General features: G+C 35.0%; 21 protein-coding genes and 1 pseudogene. 11 read left to right on the top strand and 11 right to left on the bottom strand.

The features are described from left to right. Positions 1-87: 87 nt before the first annotated feature. The gene (locus tag HUB92_RS00955; RefSeq protein ID WP_010962608.1) at positions 88-381 is read right to left on the bottom strand and encodes a hypothetical protein; all 294 of its coding nucleotides are present in this window, start codon (positions 379-381) and stop codon (positions 88-90) included. 48 nt (positions 382-429) lie between these two features. Between HUB92_RS00955 and HUB92_RS00950 the strand changes: the two genes are divergently transcribed. Beyond that, a complete protein-coding gene (locus tag HUB92_RS00950; protein ID WP_065094900.1) occupies positions 430-1,629 on the top strand; it encodes a phage major capsid protein in 1,200 nt (399 codons plus the stop codon). Between the two features lie 390 nt (positions 1,630-2,019). Here HUB92_RS00950 and HUB92_RS00945 read toward each other — a convergent pair whose 3' ends face one another. Genes HUB92_RS00945 through HUB92_RS00935 form a run of 3 tightly spaced genes read right to left on the bottom strand, consistent with a single transcriptional unit; the run spans position 2,020 to position 4,026 of the window. Further along, the gene (locus tag HUB92_RS00945; RefSeq protein WP_209472947.1) at positions 2,020-2,661 is read right to left on the bottom strand and encodes an amino acid ABC transporter ATP-binding protein; all 642 of its coding nucleotides are present in this window, start codon (positions 2,659-2,661) and stop codon (positions 2,020-2,022) included. Then, positions 2,645-3,292 carry an amino acid ABC transporter permease gene (locus tag HUB92_RS00940; protein WP_022626279.1) on the bottom strand — a complete coding sequence of 216 codons (648 nt, stop codon included), beginning with the start codon at positions 3,290-3,292 and terminating at the stop codon, positions 2,645-2,647. Before HUB92_RS00940 ends, HUB92_RS00945 begins: the two co-directional genes overlap by 17 nt. Continuing rightward, positions 3,292-4,026: an ABC transporter substrate-binding protein gene (locus HUB92_RS00935; protein WP_038198776.1), complete on the bottom strand. Its 735-nt coding sequence runs from the start codon at positions 4,024-4,026 to the stop codon at positions 3,292-3,294. The genes HUB92_RS00940 and HUB92_RS00935 overlap by 1 nt, the downstream gene beginning before the upstream one ends. Positions 4,027-4,151: 125 nt before the next feature. Between HUB92_RS00935 and HUB92_RS00930 the strand changes: the two genes are divergently transcribed. Continuing rightward, positions 4,152-4,607 (top strand): arginine repressor, encoded by a 456-nt coding sequence (locus HUB92_RS00930; protein ID WP_010081874.1) that lies wholly within the window; start codon positions 4,152-4,154, stop codon positions 4,605-4,607. A gap of 53 nt (positions 4,608-4,660) precedes the next feature. Here the strand turns inward: HUB92_RS00930 and tatC are convergent, their stop codons facing one another. From tatC to HUB92_RS07215, 3 genes and pseudogenes are all read right to left on the bottom strand, one after another. Next, positions 4,661-5,422 (bottom strand): twin-arginine translocase subunit TatC, encoded by a 762-nt coding sequence (gene tatC, locus HUB92_RS00925; protein ID WP_182320250.1) that lies wholly within the window; start codon positions 5,420-5,422, stop codon positions 4,661-4,663. Beyond that, complete coding sequence (locus tag HUB92_RS00920) at positions 5,419-6,507, bottom strand: type I glyceraldehyde-3-phosphate dehydrogenase (protein ID WP_209472945.1); 1,089 nt, start codon at positions 6,505-6,507, stop codon at positions 5,419-5,421. Before HUB92_RS00920 ends, tatC begins: the two co-directional genes overlap by 4 nt. A gap of 604 nt (positions 6,508-7,111) precedes the next feature. Beyond that, positions 7,112-7,192, bottom strand: a pseudogene (locus tag HUB92_RS07215) (WPE palindromic element domain-containing protein); the annotation flags it as partial. A 569-nt stretch (positions 7,193-7,761) separates the two neighbouring features. On the opposite strand from HUB92_RS07215, the gene HUB92_RS00910 reads away from it, so the two are divergent. The 6 genes from HUB92_RS00910 to HUB92_RS00885 all read left to right on the top strand — a co-directional run bounded on the left by HUB92_RS00910 (position 7,762) and on the right by HUB92_RS00885 (position 11,633). Next, positions 7,762-8,295 (top strand): HK97 family phage prohead protease, encoded by a 534-nt coding sequence (locus tag HUB92_RS00910; RefSeq protein ID WP_209472943.1) that lies wholly within the window; start codon positions 7,762-7,764, stop codon positions 8,293-8,295. A 135-nt stretch (positions 8,296-8,430) separates the two neighbouring features. Then, positions 8,431-9,081 carry a hypothetical protein gene (locus HUB92_RS00905; protein ID WP_209472941.1) on the top strand — a complete coding sequence of 217 codons (651 nt, stop codon included), beginning with the start codon at positions 8,431-8,433 and terminating at the stop codon, positions 9,079-9,081. A 34-nt stretch (positions 9,082-9,115) separates the two neighbouring features. Continuing rightward, positions 9,116-9,942 (top strand): IS5 family transposase gene (locus tag HUB92_RS00900; protein ID WP_209472530.1). Its coding sequence is split into 2 segments (ribosomal slippage): positions 9,116-9,503 and positions 9,503-9,942, totalling 828 coding nucleotides; the frame shifts between segments, so codons are not numbered across the junction. Beyond that, entirely contained in the window at positions 9,926-10,330 is a 405-nt protein-coding gene (locus tag HUB92_RS00895; protein WP_209472939.1) for a hypothetical protein, read from the top strand. The genes HUB92_RS00900 and HUB92_RS00895 overlap by 17 nt, the downstream gene beginning before the upstream one ends. Before the next feature lie 44 nt (positions 10,331-10,374). Beyond that, a complete protein-coding gene (locus tag HUB92_RS00890; RefSeq protein WP_209472937.1) occupies positions 10,375-10,824 on the top strand; it encodes a hypothetical protein in 450 nt (149 codons plus the stop codon). Between the two features lie 42 nt (positions 10,825-10,866). Then, positions 10,867-11,633, top strand: a protein-coding gene (locus HUB92_RS00885) for an IS5 family transposase (RefSeq protein WP_410543339.1) whose coding sequence is annotated in 2 segments (ribosomal slippage) — positions 10,867-11,194 and positions 11,194-11,633 — 768 coding nt in all. Because the reading frame shifts where the segments join, the coding sequence is not laid out codon by codon here. Here the strand turns inward: HUB92_RS00885 and HUB92_RS00880 are convergent. Together HUB92_RS00880 and HUB92_RS00875 are read right to left on the bottom strand one after the other, a co-directional pair. After that, positions 11,617-12,603 (bottom strand): IS481 family transposase, encoded by a 987-nt coding sequence (locus HUB92_RS00880; RefSeq protein ID WP_209472935.1) that lies wholly within the window; start codon positions 12,601-12,603, stop codon positions 11,617-11,619. The two genes, HUB92_RS00885 and HUB92_RS00880, sit on opposite strands and share 17 nt — an antisense overlap. Next, the gene (locus tag HUB92_RS00875) at positions 12,525-12,764 is read right to left on the bottom strand and encodes a hypothetical protein (RefSeq protein ID WP_209472933.1); all 240 of its coding nucleotides are present in this window, start codon (positions 12,762-12,764) and stop codon (positions 12,525-12,527) included. Before HUB92_RS00875 ends, HUB92_RS00880 begins: the two co-directional genes overlap by 79 nt. Between HUB92_RS00875 and HUB92_RS00870 the strand changes: the two genes are divergently transcribed. Beyond that, positions 12,739-13,505 (top strand): IS5 family transposase gene (locus HUB92_RS00870; RefSeq protein WP_410543339.1). Its coding sequence is split into 2 segments (ribosomal slippage): positions 12,739-13,066 and positions 13,066-13,505, totalling 768 coding nucleotides; the frame shifts between segments, so codons are not numbered across the junction. The two genes, HUB92_RS00875 and HUB92_RS00870, sit on opposite strands and share 26 nt — an antisense overlap. Positions 13,506-13,689: 184 nt before the next feature. On the opposite strand, the gene HUB92_RS00865 is transcribed toward HUB92_RS00870, so the two are convergent. Together HUB92_RS00865 and HUB92_RS00860 are read right to left on the bottom strand one after the other, a co-directional pair. Then, positions 13,690-14,865, bottom strand: a complete 1,176-nt coding sequence (locus tag HUB92_RS00865; RefSeq protein ID WP_209472931.1) for a CCA tRNA nucleotidyltransferase — start codon at positions 14,863-14,865, stop codon at positions 13,690-13,692. Positions 14,866-14,964: 99 nt separating this feature from the next. After that, positions 14,965-15,897: an OTU domain-containing protein gene (locus HUB92_RS00860; RefSeq protein WP_209472929.1), complete on the bottom strand. Its 933-nt coding sequence runs from the start codon at positions 15,895-15,897 to the stop codon at positions 14,965-14,967. Between the two features lie 117 nt (positions 15,898-16,014). Between HUB92_RS00860 and ychF the strand changes: the two genes are divergently transcribed. Continuing rightward, complete coding sequence (gene ychF / locus HUB92_RS00855; RefSeq protein ID WP_010962597.1) at positions 16,015-17,109, top strand: redox-regulated ATPase YchF; 1,095 nt, start codon at positions 16,015-16,017, stop codon at positions 17,107-17,109. 264 nt (positions 17,110-17,373) lie between these two features. After that, positions 17,374-18,324, top strand: a complete 951-nt coding sequence (locus HUB92_RS00845; RefSeq protein WP_209472420.1) for an IS481 family transposase — start codon at positions 17,374-17,376, stop codon at positions 18,322-18,324. Positions 18,325-18,352 lie beyond the last annotated feature (28 nt).

Here is an 18,352-nt window from a genome sequence, read left to right as displayed (position 1 = left end):
ATTTTACCTCGCTTAATTTAATTACTGGATTAAGCTTACAGTACTAAGCGTGGCACAAAGTGCCACGCTATTTTTCGGTTTACATTTTCAACAGATAAAAAATGATGCCATTTCAGTGCCAAGCACATAACTGTACGGATATTCATTTTTAAAGGTAAATTGCACAACAGATGATGTCATTCCAGTGCTTGACACTGGAATCCAGAAATTTTGCTTATAACTGAGCTGATGAGCTAAAGGTAGTTGTCTTACGCTAAAACAAACGTTTTTAATTAAGTTGCATAGAAGCTGGATCCCAGTGTCAAGCACTGGAATGACATCGTTTACTATGTACCATATTGCAATATTCGTACAACTGTGGGAAACATCTATGGATGCCATTCCTATTACCTTATTTCCATTTTTATTTCATTTTCAAAGGAGGCTATTATGTCACTTACCGATATCGCTCACCGTATCAATGAACTCGCTTCATCATGGGAGCAATTTAAATTAATAAATGATCGCAAACTAAAAGAAATTGAAAGCAAAGGGCGTGCTGATTCTGCAACAATTGAGCAGCTATGCAAGGTAAATAATGCCATTGATAGTTGCAAAGAGCGTTTAGACTTGATCGAAACTGCAGCTCAACGCCCAGAAGTAAATACAGATTTTAGCACAAGCGATAAATATTTTTCTGATTATATCCGCAAGGGAATGGAAAGCGGTTTATCACACAAAACCCTCAGTGGAGATGACAGTGATATCGGGGGTTATCTAGTTACTCCGCATATTGTAAAACGCATAAACAAGCGCGTAACTGATTCGTCCCCAATGCGACAAATATGCTCCAGTCAAAGAATCTCTACTGAAACATTGGATTACATTATAGAAGATTTTGACCGCGCCGGTGCAGGTTGGAGCAGTGAAACAGTAGATGATGAGGACGGTGGCAATAAGTCTAAGTATGATTTTGCAAAAGATACGGACACGCCCAAAATCCAAAAGATTTCCGTCACAACTTACGAGTTATATGCTCAACCACAAATATCACAAAAGTTACTCGATGATGCGTTTGTCGATGTTGAGAGTTGGCTGGTGGAAAAGATTGCCGAGACTTTTAGTAAGGAAGAAAGCGAAGCCTTCATTAAGGGTGAGGGCACTTTTCAACCAAAAGGAATTTTAGCTTATGAAAATGGAAACAGTTATAATAAAATAGAGCAAGTTAAAACTGAAAAATTAGATAGTGATTCAATAATGATGTTGTATTACTCTCTGGACGAATATTATTCCAAAAATGCGTCATTTTTGATGAACAGGAGTACGTTGAAGGATATCAGGCTGCTAAAATCTCAAACAGGTCAGTATCTCTGGCAGCCAAGTCTGTCGCTTGAAGCTCCAGATACTTTAATGGGAATACCAGTATATCAATCTGCCGATATGCCACCAGCGCCAAACAATCAGCTACCAGTAATTGCGATGGCAGATTTCAAACAAGCTTATAAGATTGTAGATAACAGAGGAATGAGAATATTAAGAGACCCTTATACGAATAAACCTTATGTGAGGTTTTTTGTCACTAAGCGTGTCGGCGGAGAGGTTGTAAACACCAGTGCTATTAAATTGTTGAAAGTTGCGAGCAAGTACTAAAAACTTCCGCAGCATCATCTTTATAGCTGATCAAAGCAACACGTCATACCGCGATTCATTCCATAACTGTACGAACATTGTGATTTTGGCCCATCAGGAGGGTGTCATCCCAGTGCTTGACACATATAGCTAAACTGACTTAGATTTACCGACAGTTTGAAAAACAAAAATTCGTCATTCCGCTACTTGTTAGCGGAATCTATGCTGAGATATCGCGGCGGTATGACGTAGGAAAACCTTTCTTGGGTTAGCTATAGTTTGCTATATTATGTGATTTTATTTTTAGCATTGCTTCTTACATTATGTAATTTTGTTTTCCATAATGTATATTATGTAATTTTCGATGCTAAAATCTGTTATAGCTCTCAGTATGATATGAGTGATTCTCTTTTAATAATTATTTTTTAAATAGTTTGTTGGTTCATCAATTTCTTTAGGATTGATATCTACAATTATTTTTCCGTTTTTTAACAGAATAATCCGATCTGATATTTTTGTTAAAAAATCCAAATTGTGAGAAGCGATAATCATAGTAATACCCATATCTCTAACTGATTGTAATAGTTCCACAACGTCGACTATTGTTGCTACATCTAAACCAGACGTTGGCTCATCGCATAATAGAATCCTTGGATTCATCATTAAGCTTCTGGCAAGCGCAACCCGCTGTTTTTGCCCACCGGATAGATTACTAGGGTAATCATTTTTTTTAGAGGCAATACCCAAAGACTCAAGTAGTGAATCACTTTGATCCTGAGTTTTGTTTTTAAGTTTGGGAGCATATGTAAGATTTTCCCAGACAGTCATATGTGAGAAAAGTTGAAAATCCTGAAATACAAAACCAGTACTATCATTGCATTCAATGCTACCAGAATCTAAAACCTCGAGTTTTTGTATACAACGTAACAATGTTGATTTACCACTACCAGAAGGACCAGCAAGACCAACTATAGATTGCTCTATAATCAGGTTAATATTATTAAGTACTGGAATATTATTAAATAATTTACAAACATTATGCATTTTTATCATATATACCTTTCTGTTCAATCTTTTTGCCTATATATTCAATTAGTAATACAAGAGCGTAATAATAAGCCCCAGCAAGACAAAGTGGTATAAAATAAGTAAATTGTTCTGCTGCAAGCATTTGCGCAGAGCGCATAATATCAACACCACCAATAGTAGAGATTAATGCCGTTTCTTTAAGGAGTGCAATGATCTCATTTATCATTGCAGGAAGAATATTTTTAATAACTTGTGGTAATATAATATCTCTCCACATATAGAAACTAGGTATTTGTAAAGTTTTAGCTGCTTCAAACTGGTTTTTTGATATAGTTTCAATACCAGCTCGTAAAATCTCAGCAATATAAGCACAGCTATTTAGACCAAATGCTATAATGCCAGCACTAAATATGTTTAATTTAATTCCTGCAATGGTTGGGGTCATAAAATAAACAACACTTAACTGTAATATAAGGGGGGTGCCACGTATTACAGATATAATTCCATTAATTAATGGAATACAGATCTTATTATATCTGAGTACTGACAATAATCCCCCTAGACTCACACCTAAAAGCAGTCCTCCAATCAATAATTTTAAAGTAAAGGCAAGGCCTGTTCCAACAAACAAGAAATTAGAAATTAATTCCTGCATCAGTTATCTCCTAGCCATTTTTCTGCTATTTTTTGTATTACACCTTTACTTTCTAAACTTTTTAATGCCTCGTTTATTTTATCCTTTAAAGCAGATCCTTTATTCACAGCAATAACATAACCACCATCTAACTTGGCAGTGGCTGACCATGATAGACCAGGATTTTTTTTGCTAAATACTTTACCTTGGAATTCATCAATTAGGACGCCATCAACATGACCAGACTTTAATGTTTCTACAGCTTGATTATTATTGTCTATAGCAATAATTTGAGCTGTTGTAGGAACATGCTCTTTTAGCCAAATTTCCATGACAGTTCCTAGTTGAACGGCTATCTTCTTGTGAGTTAAGTTGTTTATACCGGCTATGGGTTTATTTTTGTGATATAGAATACCAAATTCCCCTGTATAATAACTATTTGAAAAATCAAAATTTTTTTCACGCTCTTCTGTGCTACCAATAGTAGATATAGCAGCATCTACAGAATTACTTTGCAATGCTGCAAATATAGCACTAAACTGCATATCTTTAAATATCGCTTCTTTACCTAACTCTTTTGCTACTAATTGAGCAAGCTCAATGTCAAAGCCAGTAAATTTACCATTTTCATAATATTCAAAAGGTGGATAATCTGCAGAAATTGCAAATCTAATGATATTATCGTGTTTATTTTCCTTGCATCCTGTTAATAGAATACTTATCACTATAATAGCATTTAAAATATATTTTTTCATATTACTAATTTATATTCATATTTTATTCATCTTATGAATATAGACATTAAAAATTGAATAGTCAAGAAATAATGAATATAATTTCAAATATACTTATTACATATTCAATATGAGGAAAATGCATAATGCATGACAACACACTAGGTGAACATATTTTAAATATTATTCAAAATCACGAAATTTTAGAGCAGAGCGATTTACAGACCTTGCTTAAAGAAAGAGGGCACAACATTCCTCAGGCTACTTTATCAAGAAAATTAAAAAAACTTAAAATTGCCAAAGTTGCTGGTATGTATAAAGTAATTGACATCAACCAATATCGATTACCATTAATACTTAATATGCAAATTTCGGATTTTGGTTTAATAGTACTACACACTCAACCAGGACAAGCTAGCAGCCTAGCTTACTTTCTAGATCAGAAGTATGTTATTTATTCATTAAATAATAGCAAAAACATAGGAATTATAGGAACTATAGCAGGTGATGATACAGTATTATTGATCATCAAAAGTAAGGCTGAACTTAACAAAGTATTACAATCAATTTATGAAACATTTCCATATTTAAGTCCTGAATAAGAATGTTGTAAGTTAAAAATGTGATATAAAGGAGATAAGAGGGATTTCTTTGTTTAAATCTTTGTCTTCTTTTTTTCAATATACCTACATATCAGAATGGACAATTCATATAGAATCAGCATAGGTATTGCAAGCCCTACTTGGCTTAATACATCAGGTGGAGTTAAGATTGCAGCGATAATAAAAATTACCACTATCGCGATTCTGCGTTTATTTGACAAACTTTGTGTAGTGAGTAACCCTACTCTCACCATTAATGTGAGTATTACTGGAATTTGAAATGCAGTGCCAAAAGCAAACATAAATTGGAGAACGAGGTCTAAATATTCGCTAACTGATGGCATAAACTCTATCGGTATATCGAAGGATTTACCACTGTGTTCGAAGTTGATAAAAAACTTCCAGGCTAAAGGAAATATATAGTAATAGACTACAGTAGCTCCCGTTACAAATAAAACCGGTGTTGCAATTAAGTATGGCAACAACACTGCCCTTTCACTTTTATATAACCCAGGTGCTAAGAACATATAGAATTGCCATGCAAACACAGGAAAAGAGAGCAAAAGTGCACTCATTACAGCAACCCTAAGATATACAAAAAATGCCTCTGTTAAGTCTGTGTAAATCAAAGAAAAACCTTTGCTACCTTTTGTTGCTTCTATTAAAGGTGCAAGTAAAAAACGGTATATATTTTCCTTAAAGTAGTAACAAAAACCAAAAGCAACGCAAAAAAATAGAAAGCAAAAGATAACTCTTTTTCTGAGTTCCGCAAAGTGCTCATAAAATGAGGCGTATTTGTTTGAGTTCCAGTTCATACTTTACTATAGCTCAATAATGCTATGTCTAACATTCTCAGCGAAAAAGCCCACTCATTGTCATACCACGCTGCAACCCTGCATATATCACCTGTAACATATGTACCAGTTAAATCCACAATTGCACTATAAGGGTTATGCACAAAATCTATTGAGACTAAAGGTTCCTCGCATATAGAAAGTACATTTGACATTGGATAACCCTCTGTCATCCTAGTACCCTCTGATGTCATCCGAGTAGCTGACACTGGATTAGATTCCAGCGTTACGCGCTGGAATGACGTAGACGAGAGAGCTGCATCCTTAAACATTTCATTGATTTCTTTAACGGTCGCTTTCTTATCAGTCGTAAATGTAAAATCAACCATAGAAACATTGCTAACCGGAACTCTGACGGCAGTGCCATCTAGCTTGCCCTTTAATTCAGGAATTATAGAACCAATTGTTTTTGCTGCCCCGGTTGTAGTTGGCACCATAGATAATCCACAAGCCCTTGCTCTACGCAAATCTTTATGATTACCATCAAGAACATTTTGATCATTCGTGTAGGCATGTATAGTAGTCATAAAACCGCTTTTTATACCTAAACTGGAGTGTAGGACTTTCACAATCGGAGCAAGGCAATTTGTAGTGCAAGAACCTGCTGATATCACTTTATGCTCTTTTTCGAGCATATCGTCATTCACACCATAAACTATAGTGACATCAGCATCCGGAACTGGAGCAGAGACAATTACTTTCTCTGCATTGTGCCTTATTGCTTCTTCACGTTTATTGAATGCACCAGTACATTCAAGTATTACATCAACATTCCAAGGAATATTTTCAGGATTCCGTTCTCTATATAAAGAAAACTTTTTGCCATTTATAGAAATCCAATTTTGAGACTCATTAAAATCAATATCACCACTGAATTTGCCATGAACAGAATCATATTTAATCAAATGTGCATGCTGCTCAGCACCGAGCGATCCATTGATAGCTACAACTTCTATTTGCTCACTATACTTTTCTATTTCATAAATAGCACGCAATACACTTCTGCCTATTCTACCCAGACCATTAATTCCTACGCGAACCGTCATCTCTTCATTCAAAAAATTTAATTATAGAGGATATCACTTGATATTTCATTCTATTCTTTTGCTTTTCTATCGATATGAACATTATAGCAAGGAGACAGGGCTAAAAACTTGCTTGACAAACTCCGCCAGCCCCCTTATCATGAAACTGAAGCTATTGTATTTGCTTTCGCCAATCTGCAGATTAAAAGGTAAGGATTACTTAATGTATCGGCGTCTTATGTTTAATTTTTTGCAGTATATAGATACTGTATGTCTTTACAAAACTTCATCTACATCTAGATTTTTATCTAAATAAGCTGAACGCGCTTATAAAGCGTTACAAGACATCAAAAAATGCCAATACTTGACAGAGATAGTAAAAGACTAGCTAACTCGGGGATTCTTTGTCTTTTTTTCTGCTTGGTAAATTTCTTAAACATTTGCAGCGTAGGTTAGTTGCAATTAAAAACAGCTAAATCTTGCTTGTCAAACGTTTAAAACATAAAAAACGCCAATATTTTAAAGCAGATAATAACCCCAGGGCTTCTTTTGCCTTTTTTTTCATTTGGTAAATTTCTTAATGTTTATAGCTAAAAGAGCCCAAGAGAGGTCAATGCCCCTGTGATGTCATTCCAGTGCTTGACACTGGAATCCAGCCTTTATTATGCAGCCACTTGGTTGAAATTAAGTCTTCTGGATCCCAGTGGGCTTTGTTGCATCGCTAGCTATGATGGATTAAAGATAAAAAAGATAGGGAATATCAGTAGCTTATTATTCTGGTATTTATAACAAGAACGGTCAATGAATACCTAAATTTGAGTAAAAGAAATTTCACTACCATTTACCAATCCGGCTAAAATTCAAGAATTTCAATGCTTTAGCTATTTTCAATAGAATTAAATTTATTAATATAAATAACAAATTACTATTCTTAAATTTGATCAGATTGATTGCAAAAAAACAAGATTTTCAATAGGTTGCTTATGATCCTAACTATAGTTAGCCTTTCATAAGTAGCGATGCAACAAAGCCATCCCAGTGTCAAGCACTGGGATGACAAAAAAAGGAGGCTACTCGGATGACAGGAGAAGGTACTGCCGTCATAAAGGAACCAGTTTCAGCTACTTTCATGACATCGTTGTAACATTGTACCATATTACAATTTAGCGTTTTTAGTAACTAAGAAAAGTGCTTCCCCCTTTTAGAGCACTGCATATAATAGAATTATATCGCAGTGCATTGCGAAACAAAATTCCCAATACTACAGGAGGCTTTATGAATAAGAAATTTCTCTATTCACCATTGTCAATAAAAAGTATAGGAGAAAACGGTGTATTTTCTGGTTATGCGAGCGTTTTTAACATAGTTGATAAACAAAATGATCTGATATTGCCCGGAGCATTTAAGGAAAATTTAAACAGAAATAAAATAAAACTCCTTTGGCAGCATAATCCTGACGAACCTATAGGTAGTATCATAGATATTTATGAAAATGATGTTGGCCTGTATATAACCGCACATTTACTTTTGGGTATTCAGAAAGCAGAAGAAGTGTATTTGATGCTCAAAACTGGGGCAATTAACGGACTTTCCATCGGCTATATACCTATAGAGTATGATGTTGATCATAAAAGTGGAGCTAGAGTGTTAAAACAAGTGGAATTATGGGAAGTCAGTTTGGTCACTTTTCCTGCAAACTTGGCTGCTCAGGTAATCAATGTGAAAAATCAGAACAATGAACAGGAAGTGTTAGCAAGAGCGATGGAAAAAGCAAATGCTGTACTTGCAGACATGTACATTTCTGCTTAAAGTGTATTAGGCGGGCAAAGACTTTACCATAATTTGACACCTGTGTTAGTATTTGTTTAACATTTATACTAATATATATAACTTTATTACTATTAAAATTTTCTGTAAATTAAAGTTAAAAAATAAGGTAATTTTATGCTAAATATTAATAATAAGGTTAATTATGAAATTAATATTAAGCGAAAGGAAAAAAAATACAGCTGGTCTACTGTATTTGCTTGGTTATATCTAAAAACGATTGGACGAATATTGCCCAAGAGATGGAATAGATGGGCAGAAAATATTTTGTACTACGATAAAACTACTGCAAACAATGAAGTTCAAACTGATGCTTTTAAGACAATAGATGGAAGTGTTCAAGTTGACTTAAAACCTGAAGTTGTAGAGAAAGAGAGCCAAAGTGTAGTGATAAACAAAGATGGAGGGGTTCAGACTGATGGAGTAGCATTGATAACAGAGGAAGATGATGAAGCATTAGAAGAACAGCTGGAGGGCATAAATCAGGAATTAGAACTTGAACGTTTACAAAATGCTTCCTTAAAAGAAGAAAATAGAGAATTACGATCTGCAATTGAAGGACTTGAAAAGAGTTATAAGGGACTTACAGAAGATGCAGGCGAACGAGAAGAGGAACTAACCAAATACAAACAAGATAAAAAAGCAATGCAGGATAAAGTTGATGAACAACAGAAAACTATATTTGATCAATACATGATAATAAGAGAGCAAGGAGAAGAAATTGAAGCTACTAGGAAAGATAATAGACTTCTTTCGAAACTAGGATAAAGTAGTAAAAATAGTAATTTTGAGGTAAGGAGAAATGAAGTATGAAATAGTGAAAGAGCTCGATAAAGGGGAGTTTCGTCGACTAACAGGAGTAAAGAGATCAACATTTAACAAAATGGTAGGGATTTTATGTGAAGAGAATAAAAAAAAGAAAGCCAAAGGAGGAAGGAAAAATAAGCTAAACGAGGAGAATATGCTGCTCATGGTATTAGAATACTTACGAGAATACCGTACATATTTTCACATAAGTCAAAGTTATGGAGTAAGTGAAAGTACGGCATATAAAACTGTAAAATGGGTAGAGGATACTCTAATACAACACCCAGATTTCGCATTGCCAGGACGAAAAGAACTCCTAAAAAGCGACGTGGAATATAAGATTCTGGTGATTGATGCAACGGAAACACCTGTAGAGAGACCAAAAAAAAGCAGAAAAGATTTTATTCAGGAAAGAAGAAAAAACATACGCTAAAAACCCAAATAATTGCAGAAAAGAAGAGCAAGAAAATTATTTGTACGTCATTTTCAAACGGGAGAAAGCATGACTTTCGGCTTTTCAAGGAGTCAAAAGTGCATGTATCAGAAGGTATAAAAGTTTTAGCCGATGCTGGCTATAGAGGTTTTCAGAAAATTCACAAAAATGTCGAGTTGCCACACAGAAGGATGAAAAAGAGTCCCTTAATTAAGGAAAAAAAGGTAGAAAATCGGGAGCTAGCAAGCAAAAGAGTAGTAGTTGAGAATGTAATTGGTCTGTTAAAAAGATTCAAAATTATTGCAGACAGATACCGCAATCGGAGAAAACGTTTTGGCTTAAGATTCAATTTTATAGCAGGAATTCACAATTTTGAGCTGTCTATATGAGTTTCGAAAGAGGTCTAATGAAAGTCTGCAAGCACAAATAATAGAACTTAAGAGTAGGTTAAAGGACAAGGAGGATAAATTAATTGAATTGAATCAACAATGGCAAGCTAGCAAATTAGTGGCTTTACTTAAATCACAGACTGATAAATTGTGTCAGGCTAAAGACAAAAATACTGAATTAGAAAATAAAGTCAGTGACTTAGGTCATGAAAACAAAGCTCTACGATTAAGTGTGAATACATTGACTGCTCAATTGGGTGAAATGGAGAACTTGGGGAAGCAATTACAAAGTGTTCAAGAATCTAAACAACAATTGGAGAGGGTTTATCTAAGCTTCGTGGGAATGAGAATTGCGATAAATTTTTATCTGATAAAAATAAAGAGTTGAAAAAAAGTTTTTCTGAATTTGAAAAGAAACACTTTTGCCATAACGTGCTTAATGAAACTATAAAGTCTCTATCAAATCAAGATGATGGCAAATTTGAAAGCAGTAAGCTGCTTGAATTATTAGAAAGTAATTTGAAACAATCCGCAAGGGAGATCATAGAAGCTAAGGTTAAAGAAGTTGTCAACGAACATTGTAACATTGGAAAAAATATGGGTAAAGAACTACGAGATGACACGTTAAAAGCCAAGTTGTCACCTTCTGTTAGAAAATGCGTAAAAAAATTAGAATTTAACAAACAAGAAGGGGTAAATAAGATTGTAGACTCTATCTTGCACAGCTTTAATAGCAAGAATAATAATAATAACGACTCAGGAGAATTGCTTAAAGAAATTGTTACAGGAAAATTAACAGAGGCTAAAATGAAATGTTTTTCAAATAAGATTCAAGAGTTACAACTGGCATTAAGCATAAGAGCCTGTCTTGAAAAGAAATGAGAAAGAGAATATGATGAGATAAGTAAAAAATAGTAGGTAAAAATGTATCCAAGTGATATAAGTGACAAAGAATGGGAAATTTTGGAGCCAAGTGTTGCACAAGGTGCAGTAGGACGGCCAAGAAAGCACAATATTAGAACAATTATTAATGCAATAAGATACATAATGAAAGGTGGTTGCCAGTGGAGAATGCTGCCAAAAGATTTTCCGCCATGGAAAACGGTGTATGATTATTTTCTCAGGTGGCGTAATAGTGGCAAATTGGAAGAAATACACGATATGTTAGTAAAAAAGGTAAGAAAAATGGTTGGCAAAAATGAAATACCTTCGGTAGGAATAATTGACAGTCAATCAGTGAAAACCACTCAAAAAGGGGATCCAGAGGATATGATGCTGGCAAGAAAATAAAGGGTAGAAAACGTCACATCATTGTGGATACAATAGGCCTAATTATTACAGCTGATGTTCATAGTGCAGGCATTCAAGATCGTGATGGTGCTCTAAATCTTTTTACTCAAGCTAAACGAAAAGCTTCAACGCTACAAAGGTTTCTCGCTGATCAGGGATATATTGGTAAATTGCAAAATTACTGTTTATTGAAAACAGGATGTTTATTGACGATTACTAAAAAAGCAGCTGATGCTGTAGGATTTCAAGTTATTCCTAAACGGTGGATTGTTGAAAGAACTTTTGCTTGGCTTTCCAATTTTAGACGTATGAGCAAGGATTATGAGCATTCTCCTCTTACTTCAAAAACTAATATCTCCTTTAATATGATTACTATTATGCTTGCTAAATTAGCTGCTTAGTTCCTTTCAAGACAGGTTCTAAGATGTATGGTCCCAGAGTGTGATGGTGTGGATTTAGTATAAATAATTCTGGAGACTGTGTCCACTGATAACATATAAATTCATAAGGAGTAAGACCCTTAAGAGTTTTGAGTCTCTTTGCATAATTATAAGCCATAACAAAGTTATAAAGGTGTTCTTTAAGTTGCTGGTGCGATTGATAGTAATACTTCTTAACTGTAGCATCCTTTAAAGTTTTATTCATACGCTCGACTTGCCCATTCGTCCAAGGATGGCTAACTTTTGTCAAACGATGTTCAATAACATTCCCTTCGCAAACTCTATCAAATATATGTTGGAAAGCATACTTATGACGCTTCTGGTTTGTAAATTGTATACCGTTATCTGTCAAAATAGTATGGATTTTATACGGTAAAATTCTAATCAAATTACGTAAGAACTCAGCAGCTATGGGTTTTGTAGCACTGTTACGCAACTCAACATAGGTAAATTTGGATGTCCTATCAATAGCAACAAACAAATGTAATTTGCCCTCCTCAGTTCTAACTTCAGCAATATCAATATGAAAGTAACCGATAGGATATTGTTTGAATTTCTTTTTTGACTTAACTTCTCCATCAACAGTTGGTAATCTGCTAATGTTGTGTCTTTGTAAACAACGATGCAAGCTAGAGCGAGTCAAATGCGGAATTGTAGACTGCAGAGCGTAAAGGCAATCATCTAGTGGCAGTAGTGTATACTTGCGAAATGTAACTATTATAGCTTCCTCTTCTAGCGTTAAAACAGTCGATCTTGGACGCTTTGGACCCATATCAGCATCTTTCGTAAATGAACGTTTTCTCCACTTAATAATAGTTTTTGGATTAAGGTTATAATGCTTGGAGAGTTTTGCTATGCTCTCTTTTCTATTTTGTATTGCTCTACGAATCGTCTGTGTTGTTTTGGCGCACCCATGCAATATTTGTCCCATAACTCCTCCTTTGATGGTATTTTTTTCTCATATTTTATCATACCATCACACTCTGGGACTGTACATCTAAGAGCCTGTCTTGAAAAGAAATGAGAAAGAGAATATGATGAGATAAGTAAAAAATAGTAGGTAAAAATGTATCCAAGTGATATAAGTGACAAAGAATGGGAAATTTTGGAGCCAAGTGTTGCACAAGGTGCAGTAGGACGGCCAAGAAAGCACAATATTAGAACAATTATTAATGCAATAAGATACATAATGAAAGGTGGTTGCCAGTGGAGAATGCTGCCAAAAGATTTTCCGCCATGGAAAACGGTGTATGATTATTTTCTCAGGTGGCGTAATAGTGGCAAATTGGAAGAAATACACGATATGTTAGTAAAAAAGGTAAGAAAAATGGTTGGCAAAAATGAAATACCTTCGGTAGGAATAATTGACAGTCAATCAGTGAAAACCACTCAAAAAGGGGATCCAGAGGATATGATGCTGGCAAGAAAATAAAGGGTAGAAAACGTCACATCATTGTGGATACAATAGGCCTAATTATTACAGCTGATGTTCATAGTGCAGGCATTCAAGATCGTGATGGTGCTCTAAATCTTTTTACTCAAGCTAAACGAAAAGCTTCAACGCTACAAAGGTTTCTCGCTGATCAGGGATATATTGGTAAATTGCAAAATTACTGTTTATTGAAAACAGGATGTTTATTGACGATTACTAAAAAAGCAGCTGATGCTGTAGGATTTCAAGTTATTCCTAAACGGTGGATTGTTGAAAGAACTTTTGCTTGGCTTTCCAATTTTAGACGTATGAGCAAGGATTATGAGCATTCTCCTCTTACTTCAAAAACTAATATCTCCTTTAATATGATTACTATTATGCTTGCTAAATTAGCTGCTTAGTTCCTTTCAAGACAGGTTCTAAGAGATAAATTTTTATCTCCAGATCAGGGAATGTGTAATCAAACTCAAGGAGGAGTAAACGAATATCAATTAACAGAAAAAGCTAAAAAAGAACATATACCTAATTCCTCTATGAGTTCCCCTAATATTGCAAGCATACATTCATTGAACAGTCAGAAAGCAGTTAGAATAGGCTCTTAGCATAAAGCACCAGCTCCTCTTTTGTTAAAGTGTAGGAGCTATCTTCCCAATGTTGTTTTAGCAATTCCAAGTTTCTACCTAAACTTTTTCCTGGCTGGTGACCTATACTTATTAAATCATCGCCAGATAAAGGAAATTTTGGAATATTGAATGTGTTAGCAAATGAAATGTATTCATCAACATTTTCTCCAGACTCAACACCACAAATTTTCACTAAATCACAATATAATTCTCTACCAAATAAAGATATGTATTTTTTTTGCTCTTTTTCTGAGAGTTCTGTTTTGATATCGTTGGATAGTAAAAATAGCAGCTTTTTCTTTTGCTTGTTTGAAAGACGTAAAAATTTGCTTACATATTCTCCAAGACTTAGCCTGTCATTTTTTTTAGTAGTCCTAAGGAGTAACGCTAATTTTACTAGTGCATCAGTGCCCAAAAGAAGTGGCGAAGACAGAATTTCGCATTTTACTTCTTTTGGGATAATCTTTTGCAAAACATCAGATTCTTGCATGCTCTTAAGTGTTGGAAAAGGATCATTGCACTCCAGCAATTCAAGTATTTCATCTCTTATTCTCTCTCCAGAGAGGTTTTGAATCATATGCGAATGCTTTTTGCATACGTTTAGTATTTCATCACTCAAATCTCCGACACATATTTTTGCATGAAAACGAAATGCTCTTAAAATACGTAGATAGTCTTCTTTAATTCTATCTTCAGCGTTGCCTATAAAGTTTAACCTTCGCGCTTTTAAGTCCTCTATACCACCAAAGTAGTCATATATATGGCCATGCTTATCTGCATACAGAGCATTAAATGTAAAGTCGCGCCTTGAAGCATCCGCTTGCCAATTATTGGTAAATTCTACTTTTGCATGCCTACCATCACATTTCACATCATGCCTTAGTGTTGTGATCTCAAAAGATCTTTGATTTAGAACCGCAGTGATAGTTCCATGTTTTAAGCCAGTTGGAATAGTTTTAATATTACGGAGTTTTAGCGCTTTAATCGTTTGATTGGGAAGCAAATTAGTAGCTAAATCGATGTCGTGGACATCACGCTGCAAAATTGAGTCTCTCACACACCCGCCGACAAGCCTAGCCTCACCACCAAATTCCTCTATGGCATCAATAATTAAACTAGTCTCATGGTCAACTTGCATTTAGGTTAGTACGTACTGCAAATTCATATTATATGAAATGCTTGCAAAAGCCCTATATAAAAATATACAGGGCTATGAAGATTTATTTTACACTTCCAATTATGATATTTGTTGTTGATGAAATGTTTTTTCTGTTCTTGATTCCTCCATACTACATCTTGGTAAACTTGAAGGGTTTTGCTCTTCAGAGCACTCTATGCGCTGCTTTATCTCACTAACGCACTGCTCTACAACATCACCAATTTTTCCATCAGCATTTTCTGCCAATAACTTATCAAATCCCTTTTCAACCTCTGCTCTCTCAGAGATATCCTTTGAAAGGTTACAATATTCTAAGATCTCGTCTAGCTGCAGTTTTTTTGCTAATAGGAAATCTTCTTGTTCTTGCTCTTGTTTAAGTTTGGTTTCCTCTTGCAGTTGTTTTGCTAAACTTTTATTTCTATCAAGCAATGGTTCGAAATGCAATCCGCTTTTGTTTATTATATGCACAATACTACTATCATCATAATCAACTTTATTGTATTCACCTGCACTTTTTGAACCTGAATTGTCTATTAATTCATGCAAAGACAGATCTTGGTTATCAACAGTCTGGTTCTCTATAACATGTAGCTTTACCTTATACTTTTCACAAAGTATTCTGCCTTCAACGTCAGGATCACCCCACCTACTGTTACGCATAATGTCTGCTGTATAATCATCTACAGTTTCACTACGGTGCTGGCCATTGTTATCATGACTATTGACAATTGCATTTGTAAACCACTTTGGTGGATTCTTTTGCGCAAATTCCCTACAATCATTTCTTAATTTTTCGGCAGTAACTTGCTCTCCTGTCTGTTGTTCTAGACTTTGCCTGAACGAGTCAAAAAAACAGCTTCCATTACCAATTGCTTGTCCTACATAGAAATTGTCAGGGTAAGGGTTACTATTTAAAAGAGTTATTTCTTGCCCTGAGATCCTGGGCCTTTTTATTCCAACCTCAACATCATGAAAGTCACTTGGTAGTTTCCGTTTCTTAGCTGTAGTCATAGTTTTACCTTAATTTAAGCTATATATTACTATACCAACAAAATTGTCAATAAGCGACTAATTAAGTATAGCAGAAATTTTTAAATTATGCAATAGTTATAATTTTACATAGCAAATATGAGTTTTAACTGCGGTATAGTTGGGTTACCAAACATAGGAAAATCAACCTTATTTAATGCGCTTACAGAGTCAAGTGCAGCCGAAGCTGCAAATTATCCTTTTTGCACAATCGAGCCAAATATAGGCAAGATTTCGATAAAAGATCAACGTTTGAAACAAATCGCAGCAATTGCAGGCTCAGAGAAGGTAATCTACAACCAATTAGAAGTTGTAGATATTGCAGGTCTGGTAAAGGGTGCGAGCAAAGGCGAAGGGCTTGGCAATAAATTTTTAAGCCATATCAGAGAAGTTGATGCCATCGTTCATCTGCTCAGGTGCTTTACGGATGACGATATCAGCCATATACACAGTAAAATAGATCCAATATCAGATGCTGAAGTGGTAGAAATGGAATTAATCCTAGCTGATATTGATAGCATAGAAAAAAGGCTTCCTCAATTGGAAAAGAAAGCAAAGCAAGGTGATAAAGAGCTAAAGAGACAACTTGAATTAATGCAAGAGGTATTAGCTACTTTAAAATTAGGTAAACCTGCAAGAAGTTTGGAGAATATCAATGAAGATGAGATGAAGTTGCTTCAATTGCTGACAACAAAGCCCGTTATGTACGTTTGCAATGTTGAAGATACAAATGTTATAACTGGCAATGAATTATCTAAAAAGGTAGAGAGGATGGCGGAGGAAAATAAAAGCAAATTTTATTGCATTTCAGCAAAACTCGAAGCAGATATTGCAAATCTTGATAGTGAAGAGGAAAAACAGAGTTTTTTATCAGAATTTGGCTTACAAGAATCAGGCCTTGATGGAGTAGCGCGTATTATGTATGAAGTGCTGAGTATGATAACTTTCTTTACTGTGGGCCCCAAAGAAGCACGGGCATGGCCAGTAAAAATAGGGTCAACAGCCGATAAAGCAGCAGGTGTAATCCACACTGATTTTGAGAAAGGCTTTATAAAAGCAGAGACAATAAGCTTTGCAGACTACATAAAGTATGGAAGTGAATCAGCTTGCAAAGACGCAGGAAAAATTCGCTTTGAAGGCAGAGATTATATCGTGCAAGATGGCGATATAATGCACTTTAGGTTTAATGTGTAGTTTATTATGCAGCCACTGATTTAAAGTTAAGTTTTCTGGATCCCAGTGTCTGGGCACTGGGATGACATCCTCCCTAGCGGAGATTGCTCTCAAATCACAATGTTCGTACAGTAAGCACTGACCACTTTGCTTCAATATTTGCGATGCCCCTGAACAGATACAAAAAATCTATTGTTTTTTTATAAATTAAATCCTAAGATGTACAGTCCCAGAGTGTGATGGTATGATAAAATATGAGAAAAAAATACCATCAAAGGAGGAGTTATGGGACAAATATTGCATGGGTGCGCCAAAACAACACAGACGATTCGTAGAGCAATACAAAATAGAAAAGAGAGCATAGCAAAACTCTCCAAGCATTATAACCTTAATCCAAAAACTATTATTAAGTGGAGAAAACGTTCATTTACGAAAGATGCTGATATGGGTCCAAAGCGTCCAAGATCGACTGTTTTAACGCTAGAAGAGGAAGCTATAATAGTTACATTTCGCAAGTATACACTACTGCCACTAGATGATTGCCTTTACGCTCTGCAGTCTACAATTCCGCATTTGACTCGCTCTAGCTTGCATCGTTGTTTACAAAGACACAACATTAGCAGATTACCAACTGTTGATGGAGAAGTTAAGTCAAAAAAGAAATTCAAACAATATCCTATCGGTTACTTTCATATTGATATTGCTGAAGTTAGAACTGAGGAGGGCAAATTACATTTGTTTGTTGCTATTGATAGGACATCCAAATTTACCTATGTTGAGTTGCGTAACAGTGCTACAAAACCCATAGCTGCTGAGTTCTTACGTAATTTGATTAGAATTTTACCGTATAAAATCCATACTATTTTGACAGATAACGGTATACAATTTACAAACCAGAAGCGTCATAAGTATGCTTTCCAACATATATTTGATAGAGTTTGCGAAGGGAATGTTATTGAACATCGTTTGACAAAAGTTAGCCATCCTTGGACGAATGGGCAAGTCGAGCGTATGAATAAAACTTTAAAGGATGCTACAGTTAAGAAGTATTACTATCAATCGCACCAGCAACTTAAAGAACACCTTTATAACTTTGTTATGGCTTATAATTATGCAAAGAGACTCAAAACTCTTAAGGGTCTTACTCCTTATGAATTTATATGTTATCAGTGGACACAGTCTCCAGAATTATTTATACTAAATCCACACCATCACACTCTGGGACCATACATCTAAGGCATTTTTTACTGTAGATTAATCATTT

Source organism: Wolbachia endosymbiont of Wiebesia pumilae, assembly GCF_017869285.1.
Taxonomy (GTDB): domain Bacteria; phylum Pseudomonadota; class Alphaproteobacteria; order Rickettsiales; family Anaplasmataceae; genus Wolbachia; species Wolbachia pipientis.
Note: the sequence above shows the minus strand (reverse complement) of the source record. Positions and strands in the feature narration are given on the sequence as shown.